This window comes from Roseovarius sp., assembly GCF_018066915.1.
Lineage (GTDB): Bacteria > Pseudomonadota > Alphaproteobacteria > Rhodobacterales > Rhodobacteraceae > Roseovarius.
In genome coordinates this window covers 1-20851 of sequence record NZ_JAGPVV010000354.1, presented here as the reverse complement: position 1 = coordinate 20851, position 20851 = coordinate 1, and the positions used below count along the sequence as shown (strand labels likewise).

The 20851-nt window shown below is 61.7% G+C and carries 20 protein-coding genes; 14 read left to right on the top strand and 6 right to left on the bottom strand.

Annotated features, from left to right (window positions below; translation table 11 throughout):
- Positions 1-902 (bottom strand): alpha-D-ribose 1-methylphosphonate 5-triphosphate diphosphatase (locus tag KBT70_RS19975; RefSeq protein ID WP_296638268.1); only part of this gene is annotated, 902 nt, incomplete at its 3' end.
- Positions 903-1018: 116 nt separating this feature from the next.
- On the opposite strand from KBT70_RS19975, the gene KBT70_RS19970 reads away from it, so the two are divergent.
- The 8 genes from KBT70_RS19970 (at position 1019) to KBT70_RS19935 (ending at position 9036) form a co-directional block, all read left to right on the top strand.
- The gene (locus KBT70_RS19970; protein WP_296638265.1) at positions 1019-1876 is read left to right on the top strand and encodes a PhnD/SsuA/transferrin family substrate-binding protein; all 858 of its coding nucleotides are present in this window, start codon (positions 1019-1021) and stop codon (positions 1874-1876) included.
- A gap of 63 nt (positions 1877-1939) precedes the next feature.
- A complete protein-coding gene (locus tag KBT70_RS19965) occupies positions 1940-2743 on the top strand; it encodes an ATP-binding cassette domain-containing protein (protein WP_296638261.1) in 804 nt (267 codons plus the stop codon).
- A complete protein-coding gene (phnE, locus tag KBT70_RS19960) occupies positions 2736-3536 on the top strand; it encodes a phosphonate ABC transporter, permease protein PhnE (protein ID WP_296638256.1) in 801 nt (266 codons plus the stop codon). Before KBT70_RS19965 ends, phnE begins: the two co-directional genes overlap by 8 nt.
- A 254-nt stretch (positions 3537-3790) precedes the next feature.
- On the top strand, positions 3791-4912 hold the full coding sequence (locus tag KBT70_RS19955) for an extracellular solute-binding protein (RefSeq protein ID WP_296638253.1): 1122 nt from the start codon (positions 3791-3793) through the stop codon (positions 4910-4912).
- Positions 4913-4989: 77 nt separating this feature from the next.
- On the top strand, positions 4990-6096 hold the full coding sequence (locus tag KBT70_RS19950; RefSeq protein WP_296638249.1) for an ABC transporter ATP-binding protein: 1107 nt from the start codon (positions 4990-4992) through the stop codon (positions 6094-6096).
- Positions 6093-7496: an ABC transporter permease gene (locus KBT70_RS19945; RefSeq protein WP_296638246.1), complete on the top strand. Its 1404-nt coding sequence runs from the start codon at positions 6093-6095 to the stop codon at positions 7494-7496. Before KBT70_RS19950 ends, KBT70_RS19945 begins: the two co-directional genes overlap by 4 nt.
- Positions 7493-8323: an ABC transporter permease subunit gene (locus KBT70_RS19940; RefSeq protein WP_296638243.1), complete on the top strand. Its 831-nt coding sequence runs from the start codon at positions 7493-7495 to the stop codon at positions 8321-8323. The genes KBT70_RS19945 and KBT70_RS19940 overlap by 4 nt, the downstream gene beginning before the upstream one ends.
- On the top strand, positions 8320-9036 hold the full coding sequence (locus KBT70_RS19935) for a hypothetical protein (RefSeq protein ID WP_296638242.1): 717 nt from the start codon (positions 8320-8322) through the stop codon (positions 9034-9036). Before KBT70_RS19940 ends, KBT70_RS19935 begins: the two co-directional genes overlap by 4 nt.
- A 67-nt stretch (positions 9037-9103) precedes the next feature.
- Here the strand turns inward: KBT70_RS19935 and KBT70_RS19930 are convergent, their stop codons facing one another.
- Complete coding sequence (locus KBT70_RS19930) at positions 9104-9637, bottom strand: tetratricopeptide repeat protein (protein WP_296638239.1); 534 nt, start codon at positions 9635-9637, stop codon at positions 9104-9106.
- 216 nt (positions 9638-9853) lie between these two features.
- On the opposite strand from KBT70_RS19930, the gene KBT70_RS19925 reads away from it, so the two are divergent.
- Positions 9854-10774 (top strand): CehA/McbA family metallohydrolase, encoded by a 921-nt coding sequence (locus tag KBT70_RS19925; RefSeq protein WP_296638236.1) that lies wholly within the window; start codon positions 9854-9856, stop codon positions 10772-10774.
- A gap of 108 nt (positions 10775-10882) precedes the next feature.
- On the opposite strand, the gene KBT70_RS19920 is transcribed toward KBT70_RS19925, so the two are convergent.
- The 3 genes from KBT70_RS19920 to KBT70_RS19910 all read right to left on the bottom strand — a co-directional run bounded on the left by KBT70_RS19920 (position 10883) and on the right by KBT70_RS19910 (position 13827).
- Positions 10883-12226, bottom strand: a complete 1344-nt coding sequence (locus KBT70_RS19920) for a TrkH family potassium uptake protein (protein WP_296638233.1) — start codon at positions 12224-12226, stop codon at positions 10883-10885.
- Between the two features lie 16 nt (positions 12227-12242).
- Positions 12243-12905, bottom strand: a complete 663-nt coding sequence (locus tag KBT70_RS19915; RefSeq protein WP_296638230.1) for a TrkA family potassium uptake protein — start codon at positions 12903-12905, stop codon at positions 12243-12245.
- 238 nt (positions 12906-13143) lie between these two features.
- Positions 13144-13827, bottom strand: coding sequence for a Crp/Fnr family transcriptional regulator (locus tag KBT70_RS19910; RefSeq protein ID WP_296638226.1), 684 nt, complete (start codon positions 13825-13827; stop codon positions 13144-13146).
- Positions 13828-14004: 177 nt separating this feature from the next.
- Here KBT70_RS19910 and KBT70_RS19905 point away from each other — a divergent pair, with 177 nt between their 5' ends.
- The 3 genes from KBT70_RS19905 to KBT70_RS19895 all read left to right on the top strand — a co-directional run bounded on the left by KBT70_RS19905 (position 14005) and on the right by KBT70_RS19895 (position 17838).
- Entirely contained in the window at positions 14005-14754 is a 750-nt protein-coding gene (locus tag KBT70_RS19905; RefSeq protein WP_296638222.1) for a hypothetical protein, read from the top strand.
- 31 nt (positions 14755-14785) lie between these two features.
- Entirely contained in the window at positions 14786-16885 is a 2100-nt protein-coding gene (locus KBT70_RS19900) for an alkyl sulfatase dimerization domain-containing protein (protein WP_296638217.1), read from the top strand.
- A gap of 146 nt (positions 16886-17031) precedes the next feature.
- A complete protein-coding gene (locus tag KBT70_RS19895; protein WP_296638213.1) occupies positions 17032-17838 on the top strand; it encodes a transporter in 807 nt (268 codons plus the stop codon).
- A 90-nt stretch (positions 17839-17928) separates the two neighbouring features.
- Here KBT70_RS19895 and KBT70_RS19890 read toward each other — a convergent pair whose 3' ends face one another.
- Positions 17929-19083: a Do family serine endopeptidase gene (locus tag KBT70_RS19890; protein WP_296638210.1), complete on the bottom strand. Its 1155-nt coding sequence runs from the start codon at positions 19081-19083 to the stop codon at positions 17929-17931.
- 136 nt (positions 19084-19219) lie between these two features.
- Here KBT70_RS19890 and KBT70_RS19885 point away from each other — a divergent pair, with 136 nt between their 5' ends.
- Entirely contained in the window at positions 19220-19891 is a 672-nt protein-coding gene (locus KBT70_RS19885) for a response regulator transcription factor (protein ID WP_296638205.1), read from the top strand.
- Positions 19888-20851 (top strand): histidine kinase dimerization/phospho-acceptor domain-containing protein (locus KBT70_RS19880; protein ID WP_296638201.1); only part of this gene is annotated, 964 nt, incomplete at its 3' end. The genes KBT70_RS19885 and KBT70_RS19880, both read left to right, overlap by 4 nt.

The following is a 20851-nucleotide window of genomic DNA, read 5'->3' as shown; positions in this document are numbered from 1 at the left end:
TAGTAATAGTCCGACGCAAGCACGGTGCAGAGCCCCGCCCGGATTGCCGCCGTCGCGCAGAGCGCGCCATTGTGGCTCTCGCCGCGCAGGGCATTGGGCCCGCCAAGGATCACAGGCTCATTCGCCGCCCGCGCCTCGGCGGCGGCCTCTTCGGACATCGGAAATTCGGTCACCGTCACGCCGCGCGCGCGCCCCGCGCGCCGGTCCTCGGCGGTCATGTCGTCATGGGATAGAACAGGGTGGCCAAGTGCGATGGCCCCAGCACAAATCCGGTCCGTCGCCCCCGGCACTTCACCTTGTCGCGCCAGCATCGCCGTAATCGCAGCCTTGGCATCGGCGGGCGCAAGGCCCATGCGCACCGCCATCCGCTTGAGCTTGGCGCTGTCCACTCCCAGCTTGTGATTGGCGCTGGTGTGATCGTTGAGCGACAGGATATCGCCCGGTCGCCGCGCGAGCCACCCCAGCACCTCATCGACATGGTCGATGGCGTAGGTCTCCCATCGGATGTTCAGCCGCGTGTCGCATGTCAGCGTTGATGCCACTTGTTCGAGCGCGGCAAGCAGCGCGCGGGTGATGGCAATGTCGCGCAGACCCGGCTCCCACGAGACTGTCAGCCCGTGGTAGGCCGTGGTGATCCCGTTCGAGATGAGCTGCGCATCTGCCTCGCGATAGGCCAGATCATAGGGGAAATGCACGCCCGGACGCGGCTGCACCAGCGCCTCGAACCCGTCGCCGTGCAGATCAATGATCCCCGGCAGGATCAGACGCCCGCGGGCGTCATAGGTCTGGGCCCGCTCGGCGGCCTCTGCGGTGATCCATCCGTCAGCCATATGCAGCGGTGCCACCTCAAAGCGGTCGCCCAAGAGGGTTTGACCGCCGGTGAGTGTCCAGTTTGTCGTCATGTCGTCGCAAGTCCCCGTGTCACGAAAGTGTCAACCGAATCCCTTATCCCTGCGTTGTGTGACGTTCCTGTATACACAACAACGCTCAATTGGCCCCGAACCCACCGGAGACACCCATGATCCGTTCCCTGCTCGCCGCCGCCGCGGTATCCGTTGCCAGCAGCCTGCCCGCATTTGCAGAGCCTCTGAAATTCGCCGTCACCGACATCGAGGGCCTCGAAACCCTGCAACAAGAGTTTGGGGCGTTCGAGGCGAAACTCGAAGAACTGACCGGTCAGCAGATCGAGCTTTTCCCCGTCAGCTCTCGCACCGCCGCTGTTGAGGCGCTCAATCAGGATCAGGTTGATCTGGTTCTGACCGGCCCAGCAGAGTATGTAGTCATCAAGGAATTGACCGACGCCCGGATCGTGACCGCCTGGCAGCGCCCCAATTACTACGCCCAGATCGTCACCCTGTCGGATGGGCCGATCAAATCGGTGCAGGATCTCAAGGGCAAGGTCGTGACCTTTGGCTCTGTCGGCTCGACGTCGCAGCATCTTGGGCCCGCGCAGGTACTGGCCGATTTCGGTCTCGTCTATAACACGGACTACCAGCCGCAGATCATTTCCCGCAACACCGCCATCGAGGCGCTCATTCGCGGCGATGTTGCCGCCGTCGGCATGAACGAAAGCCACCTTGGCCGTATTCGCGAAGCCTTTCCCGAGGTGTCCTTTACCGTCGTCGCCCGTGGCCGCGACTTGCCCAATGACATCCTCGTGGCGCGCTCTGATGCGGATGCCGACGCAGTGGCTGCGGTCAAAGCCGCCTTTGTCGATCACGCGCCGGAATTGATGGCGGCGATCCTGACCGGCGAGGACAACCAGAAATTCAAGGGGGGGTTCTTTCTGACCGAGGTCGAGGACAGCGATTACGACTATGTCCGCTCGATGTATGCGACCATTGGCGTGGATACCAAATCCTTCGTCGGAAACTGAACGGGGACAGCCCCACCCGGCCGGGGGCAGCGCCCCCGGTCTTTTGCAATCCGGAGATTGGCCATGCTTGACCTTGAGGTTGAGACCCTGAGTGACCCGCAGCAGCGGGAGGCCGATCAAACCCCGTTGATCATGGCGCGCGGGCTGATCAAGGGCTATGGCCGGGGTGGTGTCGTTCTCGACGGTATTGATCTGGATATTCGCCGGGGCGAGCGTGTGGCCCTGATCGGGGCCAATGGCTCTGGCAAATCCACCCTTCTCAAGAGCCTGATTGGCCTGCACCCGATTTCCGGCGGCACGCTGACCTGCTTTGGCCATCCGGTCGGCCCAGAGGCCGGGCATGGGCACCGGATGCGCATGCGTCGTCAGACCGGCTTTGTCTTTCAAAAACATTGCCTAGTACGTCGCCGCTCGGTTCTCTCCAATGTCATTCACGGCATGTTCGGTGAGCCCGGAAGCTGGCGCGCGTTTTCGCATAGCCTCGCCCCCCTTGCGTGGCGCACCCGCGCCATGCAGGCGCTTGCGGATGTCGATCTCGAGCACAAGGCCCTGCACCGCGCCGATGCTCTCTCGGGTGGGCAGCAACAGCGTGTAGCTATCGCCCGCGCGCTTGTGCGGCAGCCTCGACTGCTCATCGCCGATGAACCGGCGGCGAGCCTCGATCCGGTGTCGGGCGTCAATGTCATGGACCTCTTCACCAAACTGTGCCGGACACAGGGTATCACGCTGCTCTATACCTCGCATGACATGGCGCATGCGATGGACTACGCCGACCGGATTGTCGCGCTCAAGGGGGGTCGGGTGTTCTTTGACCGCCCGGTGAGCAGGGTCACGCCCGCCGATCTCAAGGATACATTTGATGGTTGATCAGCGCCTTCAGGCACCGGACCGGTTCCGCCGCGTCTCGGCGGTGAATTTTGTCCTGCTGGTAGTGGTTGGGGCCGCCATCCTTGTCTCCATGGGTCAGGTTGCCCCTTCTCCGCAGCAATTGGCCCAAGGATTGCCGGGCATGGCGAACCTGATTGGCCGGATGCTGCCGCCCAATACAGAGCCGGATTTTCTGGCCCGTATCACGCTGCGCATGATCGAGACCTTTCAAATCGCCCTCGTGGGTGCGGTCCTTGGCATTGTTGTCAGCCTGCCTATCGCCTGGTGCGCCGCGCGGGGTGTGTCTCCGCTCGGACGCGGCAACATCGTGGTCAAGGCGTTCATTTCCTTTCTGCGCACCGTGCCTGATCTGGTCTGGGCGTTGCTCTTTGTGGCGTCGATCGGGCTTGGGGCTGTGGCGGGCACCATGACCATCATGGTGGACACCATCGGGTTTTGCGGCCGCTTCTTTGCCGAGGCGATGGAGGATGCGGAAAAGGAACCGCAAGAGGCGCTGGCCGCGATTGGGGCAAGCCGTCCGTCGATCCTTATCGGCGCGATCTTGCCCGATATCATGCCCTCGCTGATCAACTCCTCGCTCTTCGCGCTGGAAAAGGCGGTGCGGTCTTCGGTCGTTCTAGGATTGGTCGGCGCGGGCGGGATCGGTCAGGAACTCAAGGTGGCCTTTGACCTCTTTCAGTATCGCAACGCCTCGATGATCATTCTGGCGATCTTTGCGATTGTCCTGTTGATGGAAGTTTGCACCGACAAACTACGCGCCCGTATTCAGTAAGACGCCAAGCGTTTGACCCAGAGTTGTTCCCGGCACGTCGCCTGTCCATGCCGGCAGGCGCATGGCGTCGCATATCCTGTCTAAGCCATTATTTAAAAACGGATTTCAGACTTGACCTCAGGCTTCTCTGCTTGCGCGTTTTATTCGACAGCGCGTCACCAAACCGTTTCAAAACCGTCATTGGGCTGAGACCTGCGGATGCTAATGCCACGCGGTGCCCGACAGGGGCGACAGTCACGCAAATGAGGTTATTCATGAAAACCACCCGCCGTTCCGCCATTCAGATGGGCGTCGCCGCTCTGGCCGCGCCGATGATCCTGCGCGCCACGGACGCGCTTGCCTCGTCGGGAAGCGTCAAGGTCTTCGCTTGGCAGGATTACATCCAGCCCAATATCGCCGAAAAATTCGAAGCCGATACCGGCATCAAACTGGAACTGACCACCTATGGCTCGAACGACGAGGCCGAATCGACCGTGCGCGCCAATGGCGGCAAAGGGTTCGACGTTGTGTTTCCGTCGATCACCAATTCTGCTGGCTATCTCGATGACAACGGCGAGTCGTTCTTTGCCCCTGTTCCGACCGATGTGAAGATCGAGAACCTGATCCCGTCCTTTCTGCGTGACAGCGCCACCTTGGGCGGGGTGCATAATGGCGAGCAGATCCTGCTGCCCTTCGACTGGGGCACCGAAGGCCTGACGCTCAACCGTGGTCAGCTCGACATTTCGGACGCCGACCTGTCTTTTGGCGACCTGTGGCGCGAAGAGGCCAAGGGGGCCGCGGCCTTCCGTCAGAAATCGGTCATCATGGGCACCGGTCTCTACCTTGATGCCATCGGCAAAGTGCCGTCGAACCGGATGCTGGACGTCTACAAATCCGAAGATGACGCCCGCCGCGTCTGGGGCGAAGTCGCCAAATTCATCATGGAGCACAAGGCAAACTTTGGCGCGTTCTGGAACAACGCGACCGAGGCGACCTCGGCCTTCAAGGAAGCGGGCTGTGTCATCGGCCAGACATGGGACACCACCGGCCTGTTGCTCAACCGTGAGAACGCCGATCTCGTCTATCGCGCACCGAAAGAGGGCATCATCACCTGGCTTGACAGCTTTGGGATGCTGAAAGGGGCCCCGAACCCCGAGCAGGCCGTGGCGTTCATGAATTTCATGCTGCAGCCCGAAGTGGGCGGGATGTTCGCCAATAACACCGGCTACAACTCGGCGGTGGCGGGCGCTGCTGATCATGCGTCCGAGGAATTCAAGGCACAGTTCAACGAGGTCTACACCGCAGACGTTCTGGGCAACATGTGGTGGTGGCAGGCGGATACGCCGTTCTTTGGCCCGATCCGCAACGAGTTTGTGGAAATCATCACCAACGCCTGAGGGCGCGGCTACGTTTTCGGCAAAACTCAGGAGGGGCGCGCGCGTCCCTCCCTTTACCCATGAAAAGGCAGTCTAGCATGCGCGGCAAGGACGTGCGCCTCGAGGGCGTGGCGATCACTTATCCCAACGGGTTCACGGCGGTGCAGCCCACAGACCTGCGGATCGAAGCGGGGGAATTCTTTTCCATCCTCGGGCCTTCGGGCTGTGGCAAGACCACGATCCTGCGGGCGGTTTCCGGGTTTGTAGAGCCAAGTGCCGGGCGCATCCTGATCGGTGACGAGGATCAGCGCGGCAAAGGGCCCAACGCACGCCCCACGGCGCTCATCTTTCAGAATCTGGCGCTGTTTCCGCTGATGCCGGTGTGGGAGAATGTGGCCTTTGGGCTAGAGGCGCGCGGCCTGTCGCGCCGGGCGCGTCGAGACAAGGCGCAGGAACTGCTGGAGCTTGTGGCCCTTCCTGAACAGGCCGACAAGAAACCCGGAGAGCTCTCGGGGGGCCAACGTCAGCGTGTGGCGATTGCGAGGGCGCTTGCGGTGGAACCCGCGGTATTGCTCCTCGACGAACCGCTGAGCGCGCTCGACCTCAAGCTGCGTCAGCACATGCGCGCGGAACTGCGCGCGATCCAGCAAAAGACCGGCGTGACCTTCATCTACATCACCCATGATCAGGGCGAGGCGCTGACCATGTCCGACCGGGTCGCGGTGATGAACAAGGGTGTGATCGAGCAGGTCGGCAGCACTGACGACATCTATTCGGCACCTCACTCTGCCTTTGTCGCCTCGTTCGTCGGAGAGGTGAACCAGTTTGCCGGGCGCATCGTCGAGAGTTTTGGTGCAATGGCCCAGATCGAAACCGCACATGGCAGGCTCCTCGGGCGCAACCCGGCGCGGTTGGCAAAGGGGACGGCGGCAATCCTCTTCGTGCGCCCCGAGCAGGTGGGCTTTGGCGCAAGGTTCAACAACTGCTTTGACGCGCGCCTGCTGCGCCGCGATCTGGAGGGCGCGTTCGTGAATTACCAGATCGAGACCTCAACCGGCGCGCATCTCAGCCTGCACCAGACCAACACCGGCGCGGTGCCCGTGACGGTCGGAGAGCCCTGTCATGTCGGGTTTGACAGCGGGGCCGGACTGCTCTTGCCCGAGGGGCCAGTGGCCCGAACCGGGGCCGAGGTCGCGGCGCAATGAGCGATCTCATCCGTGGATATGGCCGGGGCCTTGTCGCGGTGTTCTTCAGCGCTGTGGCAATCTGGGGTCTGATGCTGATCATCCTGCCGCAACTGACCATGCTGGAGCGCGCCGTGACCGCCCCCAAGCGGCAATTGGACAGCTCCATCGCGGCGCAACTGCGGCGAGATGCGCAGACCTGCATTTCGGTGCTCAAGACCTATGCGGGCGCGCCCGACACCAAGACCGCAACGGGCGGCATGGCAATCCCCTCCGCGAGCGGGATGGCGGTGCCGTCGTCCTCAGGCATGTCGGTGCCGTCAGCCTCGACGATGACGACGAGCGGCGACGCTCCGACGCGCCCCTATATCCTGCAATGCGACCGCGCGACGACGCATATTCAGATGGTGCGCGACCCCGAAACCGATCCGGTTTGGCTTGACGAGGAATTTGGGCTGCCCTTGCTGTCGGTCAGCGACACCGTCCCAATCCCCAATCAGGTGGCCACCGCGCAAGAGATTGCGGATGCGGCGCAATCCTTGTTCCTGGCACTTCAAGAGGCCGAGGCGAATGCCTTTCCCTATACCGGCGCGAATTTCAACGCCCTGTTCGCGGCACGGCAAATTCCTGTCTCGCCCGAGCAAAAGATGCTGGAAGATGCGACGCTGTCCAAAAAGTTCTACCGCGCCATTGGGCTTCGGTTTGACCGCGATGGTCAGGTTTACGAGCGTATCGGCCTGATCACCCTCACCCGAACGCTGAGCTTTGCCGTGATGGCCACCGCCCTTGCCTTGGTCCTTTGTTACCCCATCGCCTACAAGGTGGCGCTGGCCACGCCGCCCGACCGCGCACTGTGGCTGTTTCTGGGGCTGGTCATTCCCTATGCGATTGTCGAGCTGATGAGGGTCTATGCCTGGACCACGATCATCGACAATCAGGGGCTCTTGAACGGGTTGATGCAGGGGCTCGGCCTGATCTCGGAGCCGGTTCAGTTCAAGCGGATGCCGGGCACGGTTTTCGTGGTCATCGTCTACACCTACGTGCTCTTCATGGTGTTCCCGATCTACAACGTCATGAACACGCTGGACCGCAACCAGATCGAGGCCGCGCGGGATTTGGGCGCAGGCCCCATTCGGGTGCATCGCCGCATCATCATCCCGCATGCCAAGCCGGGGATCGCCGTGGGCTGCATCGCCACCTTCATGTTGGCGGCCGGGGCGTTTTCGGTGCCCCGGATCATCAGCCGGGGGCTGCAGGCCGAGTGGTTCAGCCAGACGATCTATAACAAGTTCTTCGAATCCGCCAATTCCAACGTCGGGGCGGCCTATTCGTTTACCTATACGCTGGTCTGTTTTGTGCTGGTGTGGCTGTTCATGTGGGCCATGCGCACACGGCTCAAGGATTTTGCGAGGGTGCAATGAGAGCAGAGCGTTTGCTGTCGGCCTATACTTGGGGCTTTCTGATTTTCATGTTCGCGCCGTTGCTCTTGATGGTGCTGTCATCGGTCAACGATATCTCACCGCCCTCCGTGACCGAATGGCAGGGGCTGACGGGCAAGTGGTATGCGTTTTTCTGGATGCCAGAGGACGCCTTGCGCACCGATGAGGTGCTGCGCACGCTGGACCGCGAGCGCTTTGTCGGCTGCTTTGGCAATTCCCTCTATGTCGCCGCATTCGTGGTGCCGCTCTCGCTGCTGCTTGGGTTGGCGGGGGCGGTGCTGTTGACCCGCTGGCGCAGCCGGGTCAACGGTCTCTTGTGGTGGGTGCTGCTGTCGCCGATGCTGGCACCGGGCATTGTGCTGGGCCTCAGCGCGCTGGTCTTTTGGGGGCGGCTTGGCGTGAATGCGGGGCTCTTCACCATCATCATGGCTCAGACAACCTTTGTTGCGGGCTATCCGATGCTGGTCTTGATGGCGCGGCTTCAGCGTCAGCCGATCGAATTGGAAGAAGCGGCGCTCGACCTTGGGGCCACGCCGTTCCGGGTGTTCTGGCGGCTGACGCTGCCCTATCTGGCCCCGGCCTTGATCTCGGCGGGGGTGATCGCCTTCATGGCTTCGATGGAGAATTACAACACGACCATGTTCGCCAAGGGCGGCGCCTGCACCTTTGCCACCGAAATCGGCGCGATGGCACGCAACCCCAATGGTCACCCGCCGGTGATCAATGCCGTGGGCACGATCATCATCGTGCTGACGGTGATGGCCGCGACCGCACATACCCTGCTCGCGCGACGCGAGGCGCAGGCGTGATCCGCGCCCGCTGTCACCCCAAGCTCCGGGCGCTTTTGCCCGCGCCAGTTCCGGCGGCCAGTGCGTTGCCTGATTGGTTGAAATCCATGCCCTCCGAGGTGGCAGCCCCCACACTGGGCGGCGCGGCGGTGCGCACCTTCAAACACTGTCCACCGATGATCGACGCGCTGGCGCTAGGCGTGTTGATCCCATTGGCCACGGATATCACCGTGGCGGGCGGCGAGATGTCGTGGGACTGGGACCCGCCGATCCTCGACGATGCGCTCATCAGCCGTGCGCCTCTGGGTCTGCATGTGCCCGAGCAGGCCACCGGCGCGCCGCTGCGGTTGGCGACCAACGCGGTGGTCAAGTTCATGAACTTCTGGACCTTGGAGGTGCCCGAGGGCTGGTCGCTCTTGTTCACCCATCCGCTCAACCGCGAGGATTTGCCGTTTCGATCCCTGTCGGGGGTGGTGGATTGCGACCATTTTCGCGATGGCTATGTGCATTTTCCGGCCCTCTGGACCAATCCCGCGTTCGAGGGAGTGTTGCCGCGCGGCACACCGGTGGCGCAGGTCATCGCCATCCCGCGCGGGGCGCAGGCTTTGGACGTCGGGCACATGACCGAAGACGAGGTTGCCCGCAACCGCGAGATGCAACGCGCTCTGAGCGAGGAACGCGGCGTTTATCGCCGGAATTTCCGGCACTCAGGCAAGGTCGGGAACGCTCGCTAGGGTTCACGAAATTCAGGGGCGTCAGGTCGCTACATCGTGGCCATGTCTTGGAAAAGACGCGAAAAATCTAAAGGTTGAGCGGGATCGCCCCCCTGGACACGCGCACCAGCGTGCGCAGGACAGCGGCGCGGTCGGGGTGGGTATCGAGCAACGCGCGGCGCAGTCTTGGGGCCTCTGGGGCCCCCGTTTCACAGGCAATGCGATAAAGCGCAAGCCGTGCCTCGGGATCATCCTGCAACCCCGCCCAAGCAGTCCGTGCCGCCTCATACCGCCCCAACCGCAAAGCGACGCGGCCCAGATTGCGGCGCGCGTCCCGGTCAGACGGATCGAGGGTCAGCGCATGATCAAAGCCGGTGAGAGCCGTGGCCAGATCCCCGACCGCAACCGCCGCGCGCCCAAGCTCGAACCACGCCGCGGCATGGTCGGGAGCAGCAGCCAACGTGCGCTGGAAACGGTCAATCGCGTCAGAATGGCGGCCCAGCTCCATCAGCACCTTGCCGTGATTATATATCAGCGCGGGATGCGCCCCTGCACCTTGGGTCAGTCGCGCAAGAATGGCCTCCGCGTTCTGCCAATCGCCCCGCACCAAGGCGCTATTCAAATGATCCAACTCCATATTTCACCGCATATCGCGCTTTCGTAACGGTTCTGTCACAAATCCGTTGCCCGCCTGCAGTAGCGCATCCTGAGACGCGTATTGTGTTCACTTGCATTCAAGCAACACGCTGTAACCTATTGATTTCGCATGTTCGAGAAGCTCAAAACCGGTTCCCACTTTTGAGCAACATGCGCTAACACCTTGATCGGAGAAAGTCCCATGCTGTCCGCGTTTTCCGCCCCCGGCACGTTTTACCGTGGCAATCTGCACACCCATTCCACCCTCTCGGATGGCTGCCTTGACCCACAAGAGGTGTGCCGCCGCTACCGCGCCGAGGGATATGATTTCATTTCCCTGACCGATCACTTCATCGGAGAATATGGTTATCCGGTGGCCGATACCCGAGCCTGGCACAGCGACGCTTTCACCACCATTCCCGGTGCTGAATTACACTCTGGCGCCATGGAAAACGGTCAGCTTTGGCATATCCTAGCCGTGGGCCTGCCTTATGATTTCGTGCCTCCGAACGCGCCGGATTTCAAGCCGGTCGCAGGGCAGGAAACCGGTCCGGAACTGGCCAAACGCGCGCGGGATGCGGGGGCCTTCGTGGCCATCGCCCATCCGCATTGGTCGGGACTGACGCTTGCGGATGCCCGCTCGATCACGGCGGCGCATTCGGTCGAAATTTACAACCACGGCTGTGCGGTTGGCTGTGATCGCGAAGGCGGTGGTCATGTGCTTGACCTGCTCTTGTCCGAAGGGCGCGACCTGACGCTGATCGCCACTGATGACGCCCATTTCACAGAGCCGGACCACTTTGGTGGCTGGGTCATGGTCAAGGCCCAAGCCAATGAGCCCGCGTTATTACTCGAAGCGCTGAAGAATGGCGCGTTCTATTCGTCGCAAGGACCAGAAATTCGCGCTGTGACCGTGACTGACGACGCTGTGACCGTCGAGACAACAGCGGTTGCCACGATCATCCTGCAAGGCCATGGGCAGGCAGCAACGGCACTTCACGGCCATTCCATGACCCGTGGCACGGTTTCCCTCGACAGGTTTCGCGCCGGCGGATGGTTGCGGATCACGGTTGTCGACGCCGCCGGAAAACGGGCGTGGACCAATCCGCTCCGCTTCACCTAAGGCGGCACGTGCAGAGAAAGGTGACAAGCTGCCTCGCGGACGAGCCTCGGCGATGCTCTTGTGCGCCGTGGGCGCACAGGTCCAATGCGGCGCCCCTCTGCCATTCCCTCACCCCAGATAAACCTTGCCCTCTGGATAGCGCACGCGGGGGGCCACGCGCGTGGCAAGGAAGAAGCCGAGGGTCAGCGGCCCGACCCGACCCAGAAACATGATCGCGATGATCACCGCACGGCCGAACTCTGACAACTCGGTCGTATAGCCGCGCGAGAGGCCAACGGTGCCAAAGGCGCTGGCCACCTCAAAGCTGATATCCAGAAAATGCCCGTCATGCGTGGCGGTCAGCAAAAAGACCCCGACGAACACGAGGATCAGGCTGATGGCCGTCAGAGCCATGACCTTGAGCACCTGATCGAGTGCGATGCTGCGGCCAAAGGCGTGAAGTTGCTGCTGGCGGCGAAAAAACGCCACGGTGGCGATGATCATCACCACGAATGTTGTCACCTTGATACCGCCTGCGGTCGAGGTCGGGCCGCCGCCGATCAGCATCAAGGAGATGAACATCATCGAGGTGCTGTCATGCAGCGCGCCGATATCGGTGGTGTTGAACCCGGCGGTGCGGGTTGTGACCCCTTGGAACCAGCTTACGGCCAAACGGGCGGTGATACTGTCGAACTGACCCAGAGTGCCGGGATTGTCCCATTCCAGCAAGGCGAACATGCCCACCGACCACGGGATCAGAAAGGCCGTGCCGACCAGCATGATCTTGGTATGCAGCGACCATGACCGCCAGCTTTTCTGGGTGAAGATGTCGTGCAGCACGACATAACCGATCCCGCCCACGATAAAGAGCACGGGAATCACCGTGTTGATGACCGGATCGGTGGCATAGGGAACCAAGCCGTTTGGAAATGTCGAGAATCCGGCATTGTTGAAGGCCGAGATGGAATGAAAGATCGACTCCCATATCCCCTGCCAGAACCCGTAATGCGGCACAAAGGTGAGGGCCAGCAGCATCGCACCCGCAACTTCGCAGACCACGACGACCTTGAGAATGGTGAGGACCAGTTTCGAGAGTTGATGGACCGAACTCTGGTTCAGGTCCTCGCGGAGGTAGAGCTTGCCAGTGATACCCACAGGCAAACCGAGGGCACCCAAGATGAGCACCGCAAAGGTCATCAGGCCAAGACCGCCCATCTGGATGAGAAAGGCCACCACCATCTGACCGAAAAGCGTCAAATGCGCGCCGGTATCTATCACGACAAGACCCGTCACCGTGACGGCAGAGGTCGAGGTAAAGATGGCGTCGGACCATGTGATGGGAACAGTATGCGCGAAAGGCAGCTTTAGAACTGCGGCGCCCAGCACGATCAAAACGGCATAGAGTGCCGACAGAATCAGTGGCGGCGGCATGTGAGAGAGCGCGGTCGTTGCGCGATGCAAGAGCGGTTTCATGGTATGTGCCTGGCGCTCAGAGCGCGTCGCCAAAACGGCGCAATTCGGGCCGTTTGCCCAGCAGGATCAGCTTGTCGTCTTCTTCGAGCACGAGGTCCGGCGCGTCGCAGGGTCGAAACTCTGTGCCCCGCATCAGGCCGAGCAGGCGAAGATCATAGGTCTTGCCGATGTCGAGAGAGGCCATTTCGCGCCCGTTCAGCCGTGCGGGAATGACGATATTGACCACGCTGAACCCGTTGCCGAGGCTGACATAATCCTGCACGACAGGATTGTTCAGCATCTGGGCGATGTGTCGGCCCATTTCTTGTTCGGGCAGGATCACGCGGTCTGCGCCGAGTTTGGACAGGATGCGGTGGTGGGTCTTGTTCGAGGCTTTGACCCAGATCGTTGCGATCCCCAGCATCTTGAGGTTCATGGTGGTCAGGATGCTCGCCTGAATGTCGCGGCCGATGGCGATGAGGGCCACGTCATACTGGTCGATGCCCGCCTCTTTGAGGGCCATCTCGTCGGTCGTATCCAGAATCACAGCCGAGGAAAGCGTCGGGGCCATCTGCGCAATGCGCCGTTCATCGAGATCAACCCCAATCACCTGATTGCCGAAGCGCGTCAATTCCGTGGCGACCGCGCTACCGAAGGCCCCAAGTCCGATCACGGCGAACGAGCGGGTTTCTTTGGCCATAAGCATACCTTTTGAGTTGCCAAAACCTGCCCATGCTGCACCGCAGAGCGAACCCTGTCAAGGAGAGTTGCCGCCCACCACCTTACAGGCGTGCAGGATCACAGGGGGGCATCGACCAAATAGGCCGTCCTCAACGCGCTTTTTCGGCGGGTTTTTTTGCCTCTTTGGTCCCGCTGGCATCGTCATGTCGCGCTCTGTCAGACTGGGCACCCCGGAAAAATCGGGGGATGGACGCAGTTCAGTCTGGTTGGGCGGCCCGTTCGAGGGCGGCGTGGTCAACGATCCGCAATATCCCATAGTCGGTGCGGACCGCGCCAACCTCGATCAGCGTTGAAAAGGCGCGGCGAAAGGCGGCACGGCTCATGCCCGCCATGCGACCCAGCTCCTCTTGCGTTACCCGAACGGTTCCATCGTCACTTTCCAGTCGGAGTAGCATCCGGGCGAACCGGATTCGCGGTGGCAAGGAGAGTGTCTCGGCGAGCACCCTGAGGGCGAGCATCGTGTTCCTGTGGCTGAGCCGGAAAAAGCAGGGCCAGTCATCGGGATTTTCGGCAAGAATGCGACGCAATGCACTGATCGGGATGCGGAAAACGCGGCACTCCGTGGCGGCCGAAACGGTCACACCCCGGTTTGTTTCCGCCAAAAGCGCCGAGTCACCGATCCAAAAACCGGGCCTCGCCCGATAGATGGTCACTTCCTCGTCGCCACCGATCGCAATCGAAACATCGAGCAGACCCTCGCCCAGACCAAAGAGCGCATCCGGGGCATCGCCAATCGTGTAGATCATCCCGCCGCGCGGCACCGTTACCCAACGTCCGGCCAGCGCCATGCGGAGCTGGAATTCCAACGGCTGCTCATGGAGCCAGCCCTCGGACGGCAAGCTGGAGAGCAGAATGGCGGCTTTTTCTGCTGATTGCTTCATTCGTCGCAAACCCTCTCCACGAAATCCTTATGATTCTTTTAATACGACTAAGTTTGATTCTCGTTGACAGATATCAACCGGGCGTTTGCGCGGACAGATAGCGGCGCGGCCGAAGGGTGTAATCGCCCATATCGGAAACGAGCAGGCAAAGCGTTTGGCCGCAACTGGGGAGCGCGGATGATGTCTTGGAGAACGTGCATCATTGCTGCGCTGACGGTTGCGCCACTTGCAACGATGGCCGTGGCGCAAGAATCGCGTTGGGATTTCACAGTCTCTCCCTATGTCTGGACGCCCGGCGCCTCTACCGCGCTCGAGACCGGCTTTGGCACGCTAGAGGCCGATGCAAGCATCGGCGACGTCCTCTCGGCCACCGATTTCGCCCTCATGGGGGTGTTCGAGGCGCGGCGCGCGCGTTGGGGTCTGATCGCCGATCTTGTCTATACGGACCTCTCGGAGCGGCAGAACACCCCGTTCGGCGTTCTTTTTGCGCGCGCGACGGTGGAAACCGAACTGCGGGTGGCAAGCGGCTATGCGGCCTATCGGCTGCACGAGGACGCGCAAGTGTCGGTCGATCTGATGGGCGGAGTCCGTGTGGTGAACGCCGATCTGAACGTGAGGCTCGCACCGGGGACGCTGCCGGGGCAGAGCTTCAACCTTGGCGACACTTGGATGGACCCGGTTTTGGGCGGGCGGGTGCGTGTCGCCCTAAACGACCGCTGGTTTCTCACGGCCATGGCCGATTTCGGCGGTTCGGGGGGCGGGGATGATCGCACTTGGCAGGCTGTCGGGATGCTGGGCTACCAGATCAACGAGCGTTGGTCGGTGCAGGGCGGCTGGCGGCACATGGCGATCGACAGGGAAATAAAGGGACGCGATGTCGAGATTGATCTCGGAGGGCCACTGATCGGCCTGACCGCGCGGTTCTGACATTCAAGGATAACGCAAGAAGGAGAGCACAATGACCACACGGCGCCAATTCATCGGAGCGATCCCCGTCACGGGCGCAGCCTTTGCGCTGAGCGGTGCGCTGTTCAACGAGGGGCCAGCCTCGGCTCAGGAAGCGCCGCAGCCTCTTGAGGGTCATTTCCACCCCAAAGGCAAGGCGCCGAGCGTTCACACCATCCGGGCGCTTGAGGCATCGGCGGCAAACCTGCCGCTCTCGGACACGCGGGATTTCGAAGAACAGGCGCGCGGCTTAATTGCCCCTTTGCCCAACCTCAAGATCATGGCGGATGCAGGCAATGTGGCCTGGGATCACGAGCGGTTTCTCTTCAACGAGACGCAGGACTCCTTTGACAGTATCCATCCCTCGCTTCTCCGGATTGCGCGACTGAACAACAACTATGGTCTCTACGAGGTCATTCCGGGCATCTATCAGGTCCGTGGGCCTGATCTCGCCAATATCACCTTTGTGCGCGGCAAGACCGGCTGGATCATCTTTGACATCATGACCGCCGCCGAGACCGCGCGGGCGTCTTGGGAGTTGTTCCAAAGCGAGGTTGGGGAAGGTCTGCCGCTCAAGGCGGTGATTTATTCGCACACGCATGGGGATCACTTTGGCGGTGTGCGTGGCATTGTCAGCGATGACGACGTGACCTCGGGCCGAGTCGAGATCATCGCGCCGGGCGGGTTCATGGACTTTACCATCTCGGAAAATGTCTATGCCGGGAATGCGATGAACCGGCGGCTGTTCTACCAATACGGCCTGCTTTTGCCGGTGGCCCCGCACGGGTTTGTAACGCAGGGCCTTGGCCATGTTGTGCCTGCCGGAGCATCCGGGTTGATCGCGCCCACACGCTCCATCACCGAGCCCATCGAGGAGGTCGAGGTGGATGGGTTGCGGATGATCTTTCAGAACACGCCCAACACCGAAGCCCCTCGGGAGATGAACACCTATATCCCCGAGTTGAAGGCGCTTTGGATGGCAGAGAACGTGACGGCAACGCTGCACAACATCTACACCCTGCGCGGTGCCCCGGTGCGCGATCCGCTCAATTGGTCGAAATATATCGCCGATGCGTTGTTCCGCTTTGGACAAGAGGCCGAGGTCATGTTCGCCTCGCATCACTGGCCACGTTGGGGCAACGCGCGCATTCAAGAGGTGCTCCGCGACCAACGTGATCTCTATGCCAACGCCAACAATCAGGTGCTGCACTATGCCAATCAGGGTGTGACCATCAACCAGATCCACAATGTTTATGAGGTGCCAAAGGGGCTTCAGGCGAAATGGCATTGCCGCGGCTATCACGGCTCTCCCGAACACAACGCCCGCGGTGTGGCACAGCGCTTTCTCGGGTTCTGGGATTGCAACCCCGCGACGCTGATCCCGCTCTCGCCCGCCGACTCTGCCCCGCTTTATGTTGAGATGATGGGCGGTTCCGCGCAGATCATCGCGCGCTCGCGCGCCTTGTTCGATGCGGGCGACTATCTGCTTGCCTCGGAAATCATGAACAAGCTGGTGCAGGCAGAGCCGGGCAATGCCGAGGCCAAGGACCTGCTCGCCGACGTGTTCGAACAGCTTGGCTATCAGCAGGAGAATCCGGGGCTGCGCAACAGTTTCCTCGCAGCGGCCTACGAGCTTCGGACAGGTATTCCGCAGGGCGCAACCGCAAGCTCGACCGGGCCGGATATCATTCGGGCCATGTCGACCGAGCTTTTCCTCAACTTCCTTGGCATCCGGATGGACAGCCGACGGGCGGAGGGGCTGGAATTCAGCATGAACCTCGTGACGCCGGACAATGGCGAGCAGTTCATCGTCGAGTTGCGGAACGCGACGCTGACCAACATTCAGGGATTCCAGGACCCGGCGGCGGACCTGACGCTGACCATCAACCGTGCCGATCTGGAGTTGACGATGGCGGGGGTCAAGCCGCTGGAGGAACAGCTTGCCGATGGCACGGCAACGGCCGAGGGCGATCTGGCGATCCTCGGTCAGCTTGCGGCGTTGATGGTGGATTTCGACCCAAGGTTCGAAATCATGCCCGGCACCAAGGCAATGACCGACGCGGCAGAGACAGACCCCTACGCGGCCACGGTCGGAGCCGTCATTTCCGAGTAAACCTTTGGTGGTCAGCGAAAAATGATCGCTGGCCACCACCTCCCGGTTCGCTCGGCCTCCCATTTCCGGACGGGGCCGAACCCGATGGCACAGCCATCCGCCATCAGGCAACCCCGCCCAGATCACCCATGACAAGGAGACTATCCATGCACCGACATCTCGTCGCGGGCGGCCTCAGCCTCTTGCTCGCCGGATCATGGGGCGGGCAGGCCAGGGCCCAAGACGCCGAAGAGCTTGCCCAGCAACTGGCAAACCCGGTTGCCTCGCTCATCAGCGTGCCGCTCCAGTTCAATCATGACGGCGACATCGGACCGAATGGCGATGGATCGCGTCTGGTTCTGAACGTTCAGCCGGTTGTTCCCTTTTCCATCGGAGAGAATTGGAACCTGATTTCGCGGACGATTGTCCCGATCATCCATCAGGATGATGTCGTGCTCGGATCGGGTTCGCAGAGCGGCCTCGGCGACATTCTTCAGAGCTTCTTTTTCTCACCCAAGGCCCCTACGGCGGGCGGTGTGATCTGGGGGGTTGGTTCGGTCTTGCTCTTGCCGACGGCAACCGACGATCTGCTTGGTGCCGAAAAATGGGGGGCGGGTCCAACCGGTGTCATGCTGGTGCAGCGCGGACCCTGGACCGTAGGGGGGCTGGCCAACCACGTCTGGTCCTTTGCTGGGGATAGCGCGCGCGCGGACATCAACAGGAGCTTTGTGCAACCCTTCATCTCTTACACCACAGAGAATGCTTGGACCTTCACCCTGCAGACCGAGACCGCCTATGACTGGGAGGCAGAGGAGTGGGCGGTTCCGGTCAATGCGGTTGCCTCAAAACTGGTGCGGATCGGGGGCAAGCCGGTCAGCCTGTTCGGCGGCATCCGCTATTGGGCCGACAGCCCCGCCTCGGGTCCCGATGGCTGGGGGATACGCTTTGGCGCGACATTCCTCTTTCCAAGATGAGCCGCGGCAGAGCGAGAGGGTCAGGTTTGCGCGATAGGCTGGGGGATCATCCGCGTCGGCGCCGCATGGATGCGCCGACGCGGTTCTTCCTCAAGCGTTCGGATTGGCGAGCGTGCCAACCGTCACGTCGAGGGTCTTTTCCGCACCTTTGTGCAGAACCGTGACCGGCACGACGGCCTCGGGTGCGGTCGCCGCCACGGCGCGGGTCAGATCACGCAATTCCGTAATCGCGGTCTCGTTGAAGCTGAGGATGATGTCGCCCTCCTTGAGTCCGGCCTTGGCGGCGGGGCTGTCGGGCGTCACATTCTCGATCACCGCGCCTCTGGGGGTGTCATAACCCAGCACCTGTGCGATATCCTCGGGCATCGGCTTGATCTGCACGCCAAGCCAGCCACGGGTGATCGTGCCGTCATCGGACAGGTCCGCCACGATGTGCTGCACGAGGTCCGACGGCACCGCAAAACCGATACCGACCGATCCACCATCGGGCGAGAAGATCGCGGTGTTCATGCCGATCACCTCACCTGCGTTGTTGAAGAGCGGCCCGCCGGAATTGCCCCGATTGATGGCGGCATCCGTCTGGATATAGTCATCATAGGGACCGGAATTGATGTTGCGCGACAGGGCCGAGACGATGCCGGATGTCACCGTGCCGCCCAAACCATAGGGATTGCCGACTGCGACCACCTCATCCCCGGCCCGCATCGCATCCGAGTCGCCGAAGCGCACAAAGGGCATGTTTTCCTCTGTGTCGAGCTGGAGCACGGCCACATCGGTCAGCGGGTCGCTGCCGATAACGGTCGCATCAAATGCGCGGCCATCCGCGAGTTTGACGGTCACGCTCTCGGCACCTTCGACAACGTGGTTGTTGGTGACGATCTTGCCGTCTTCGGAAATGATAAAGCCTGATCCAAGGCCCTGGCGCGCCGGCATCTCGCCTGTGGGGGGCATCATACGCTCGAACTGACGGCGCAGCTCTTCGGGCAGGTCTTCGGGCAATTGGCCGGACATGTTGGTTGGCTGCGCCTTGGCGGTGACTTCGATATAGACCACGGCGGGCGAGACCGCCGCAACGAGATCACCATAGCCGCCCGCAGGCACCGCAAGTGCCGGGCTGGCGATGCCGAGAGAGAGGCCTGTTGCGCCCAAGACAGCGACAAGGGCTGCGGACCCTGCAAGGCGACGGGAAAGAGGTGTGGAGGACATCATTGAAAGCTCCGTTGTGTTGCGTCCGATGCTGCCCATATGATGCGCAGGTCTCACAGCCGGATGTGCCCGACTATACAAATAGTTTAGGAACGGCAGGCGCGGCCAAAAGCGGGTGCAAAGAGGTTCCAACGGGGATAGCTGGTTCGCAGGCAATGGATATCACGAGGATGACATGAAGCTGCTTGTGGTCGAAGACGATGCAACGACGGGGGCCTATATCGCGCGGGGTCTGCGCGAGGAAGGGCAGAGTGTCGATCTGGTCAGCAACGGGCGGGATGCGTTGATCCAGGCAACGAGCGGACCCTATGACGTTCTGATCATCGACCGGATGTTGCCCGAAATCGACGGGCTGACACTGGTCAAGACCCTGCGTGGCGCGGGCAATCACACGCCGGTTCTCTTCCTGACCTCGCTTGGGAGTGTCGAAGAGCGCGTCAGCGGTTTGAACGCCGGGGCGGATGATTATCTGGTCAAACCCTTTGCCTTTGGCGAGTTGTCGGCACGGGTTGCGGCGCTGGCCCGGCGTCCGCATGCGCTGGAACAAGAGACCGTGTTGCGCGCGGGGCCTCTGGAAATGGACCTGATCGCCCGCAAGGTGACGCGTGAGGGTCAGGAGATCGACCTTCTGCCGCGCGAATTCGCCATTCTCGAACATCTGCTGCGCCGCAAGGGGCGCGTGCAGACGCGCACGATGCTGCTCGAGGCGATCTGGGATATCTCGTTCGATCCGATGACCAATGTGGTTGAAACCCATATCAGCCGATTGCGCGCCAAGGTGGACAAACCCTTTGCAACCGAACTCATCAAGACGGTGCGCGGTGCCGGCTACCGGATCGACGCATGACCTTGACGCGCGCCTTTCTGCTGCGCTCGATGCCGATACGGCTGGCGGCGGGGCTTGTGCTCTTGTTCTCGCTGGTATCGCTGCTGGGGCTTTGGGTGAGTTACCTCTACACGCAGTCCTCTTTCGAGCAGACGCTCCGCGCCGATCTCTCGCAGGACATGGCGGGGTTTCGCGCAGCCCCGTCTGCCGCAGCCCTCGCCTCGCTGGTCGAGGCCGAGGCACGCAGCACCGATCCTGAACGGGTCGTGCTGAGCTATTTCGCGCCGAACGGGCGGCACTATGGCAACGCGTTGGTGGCGCGCGATGCGGATGGCTATCGGATCATATCCTATCTTCCGGGCAATCCCGAGATCGAGGGGCGATTTCTGGCGCTGACCACATCGCTGCATGGTGGCCAACTGACCGTGGCGCGCAGCCTTGCGCATATCGACGCGCTGCGGGATGCGTTTCTCAATATTCTGGGTATCTCGCTGCTGCCAACGGTTCTTGTTGCGCTTTCGGGCGGATGGATGCTGGCGCGGCGCGGCGCGCGGCATGTGGCGGTCATCAGCGGAACGCTTGATCAACTGACATCGGGAAACCTGGAGGCGCGAGTAGGGGAGGTTGCAGGCTGGTCAGACGATCTGGCGCGCATCGCCGCCAAGGTCGATCAGATGGCCCGCTCGCAAGAGGATGCGATCGAGAGCCTGCGGCAGGTATCCTCGGATATTGCCCATGATCTCAAGACCCCGATTCAGCGCGCCGCGGTGCATCTGGACGATCTGAGCCAAAGCCCGGATCTGACCAAGGAGGCGCGCGAGATGCTGGACCGGGCGCAGGCGGAACTCGACGGGATCGTGTCGATCTTTCATGCCCTTTTGCAACTGTCGCAGATCGAAAGCGGCTCGCCTCGGGGGCGGTTTGCGCCGGTGGACCTGTCCGAGCTGTGCCAGACGCTTTGTGATGTTTACGATCCTGCAA

Coding starts and splice junctions, on each gene's coding strand:
- KBT70_RS19970 (WP_296638265.1), top strand. CDS start 1,019: ATGATCCGTTCCCTGCTCGCCGCCGCCGCGGTATCCGTTGCCAGCAGC.
- KBT70_RS19965 (WP_296638261.1), top strand. CDS start 1,940: ATGCTTGACCTTGAGGTTGAGACCCTGAGTGACCCGCAGCAGCGGGAG.
- phnE (WP_296638256.1), top strand. CDS start 2,736: ATGGTTGATCAGCGCCTTCAGGCACCGGACCGGTTCCGCCGCGTCTCG.
- KBT70_RS19955 (WP_296638253.1), top strand. CDS start 3,791: ATGAAAACCACCCGCCGTTCCGCCATTCAGATGGGCGTCGCCGCTCTG.
- KBT70_RS19950 (WP_296638249.1), top strand. CDS start 4,990: ATGCGCGGCAAGGACGTGCGCCTCGAGGGCGTGGCGATCACTTATCCC.
- KBT70_RS19945 (WP_296638246.1), top strand. CDS start 6,093: ATGAGCGATCTCATCCGTGGATATGGCCGGGGCCTTGTCGCGGTGTTC.
- KBT70_RS19940 (WP_296638243.1), top strand. CDS start 7,493: ATGAGAGCAGAGCGTTTGCTGTCGGCCTATACTTGGGGCTTTCTGATT.
- KBT70_RS19925 (WP_296638236.1), top strand. CDS start 9,854: ATGCTGTCCGCGTTTTCCGCCCCCGGCACGTTTTACCGTGGCAATCTG.
- KBT70_RS19920 (WP_296638233.1), bottom strand. CDS start 12,226: ATGAAACCGCTCTTGCATCGCGCAACGACCGCGCTCTCTCACATGCCG.
- KBT70_RS19915 (WP_296638230.1), bottom strand. CDS start 12,905: ATGGCCAAAGAAACCCGCTCGTTCGCCGTGATCGGACTTGGGGCCTTC.
- KBT70_RS19910 (WP_296638226.1), bottom strand. CDS start 13,827: ATGAAGCAATCAGCAGAAAAAGCCGCCATTCTGCTCTCCAGCTTGCCG.
- KBT70_RS19905 (WP_296638222.1), top strand. CDS start 14,005: ATGATGTCTTGGAGAACGTGCATCATTGCTGCGCTGACGGTTGCGCCA.
- KBT70_RS19900 (WP_296638217.1), top strand. CDS start 14,786: ATGACCACACGGCGCCAATTCATCGGAGCGATCCCCGTCACGGGCGCA.
- KBT70_RS19895 (WP_296638213.1), top strand. CDS start 17,032: ATGCACCGACATCTCGTCGCGGGCGGCCTCAGCCTCTTGCTCGCCGGA.
- KBT70_RS19890 (WP_296638210.1), bottom strand. CDS start 19,083: ATGGGCAGCATCGGACGCAACACAACGGAGCTTTCAATGATGTCCTCC.
- KBT70_RS19885 (WP_296638205.1), top strand. CDS start 19,220: ATGAAGCTGCTTGTGGTCGAAGACGATGCAACGACGGGGGCCTATATC.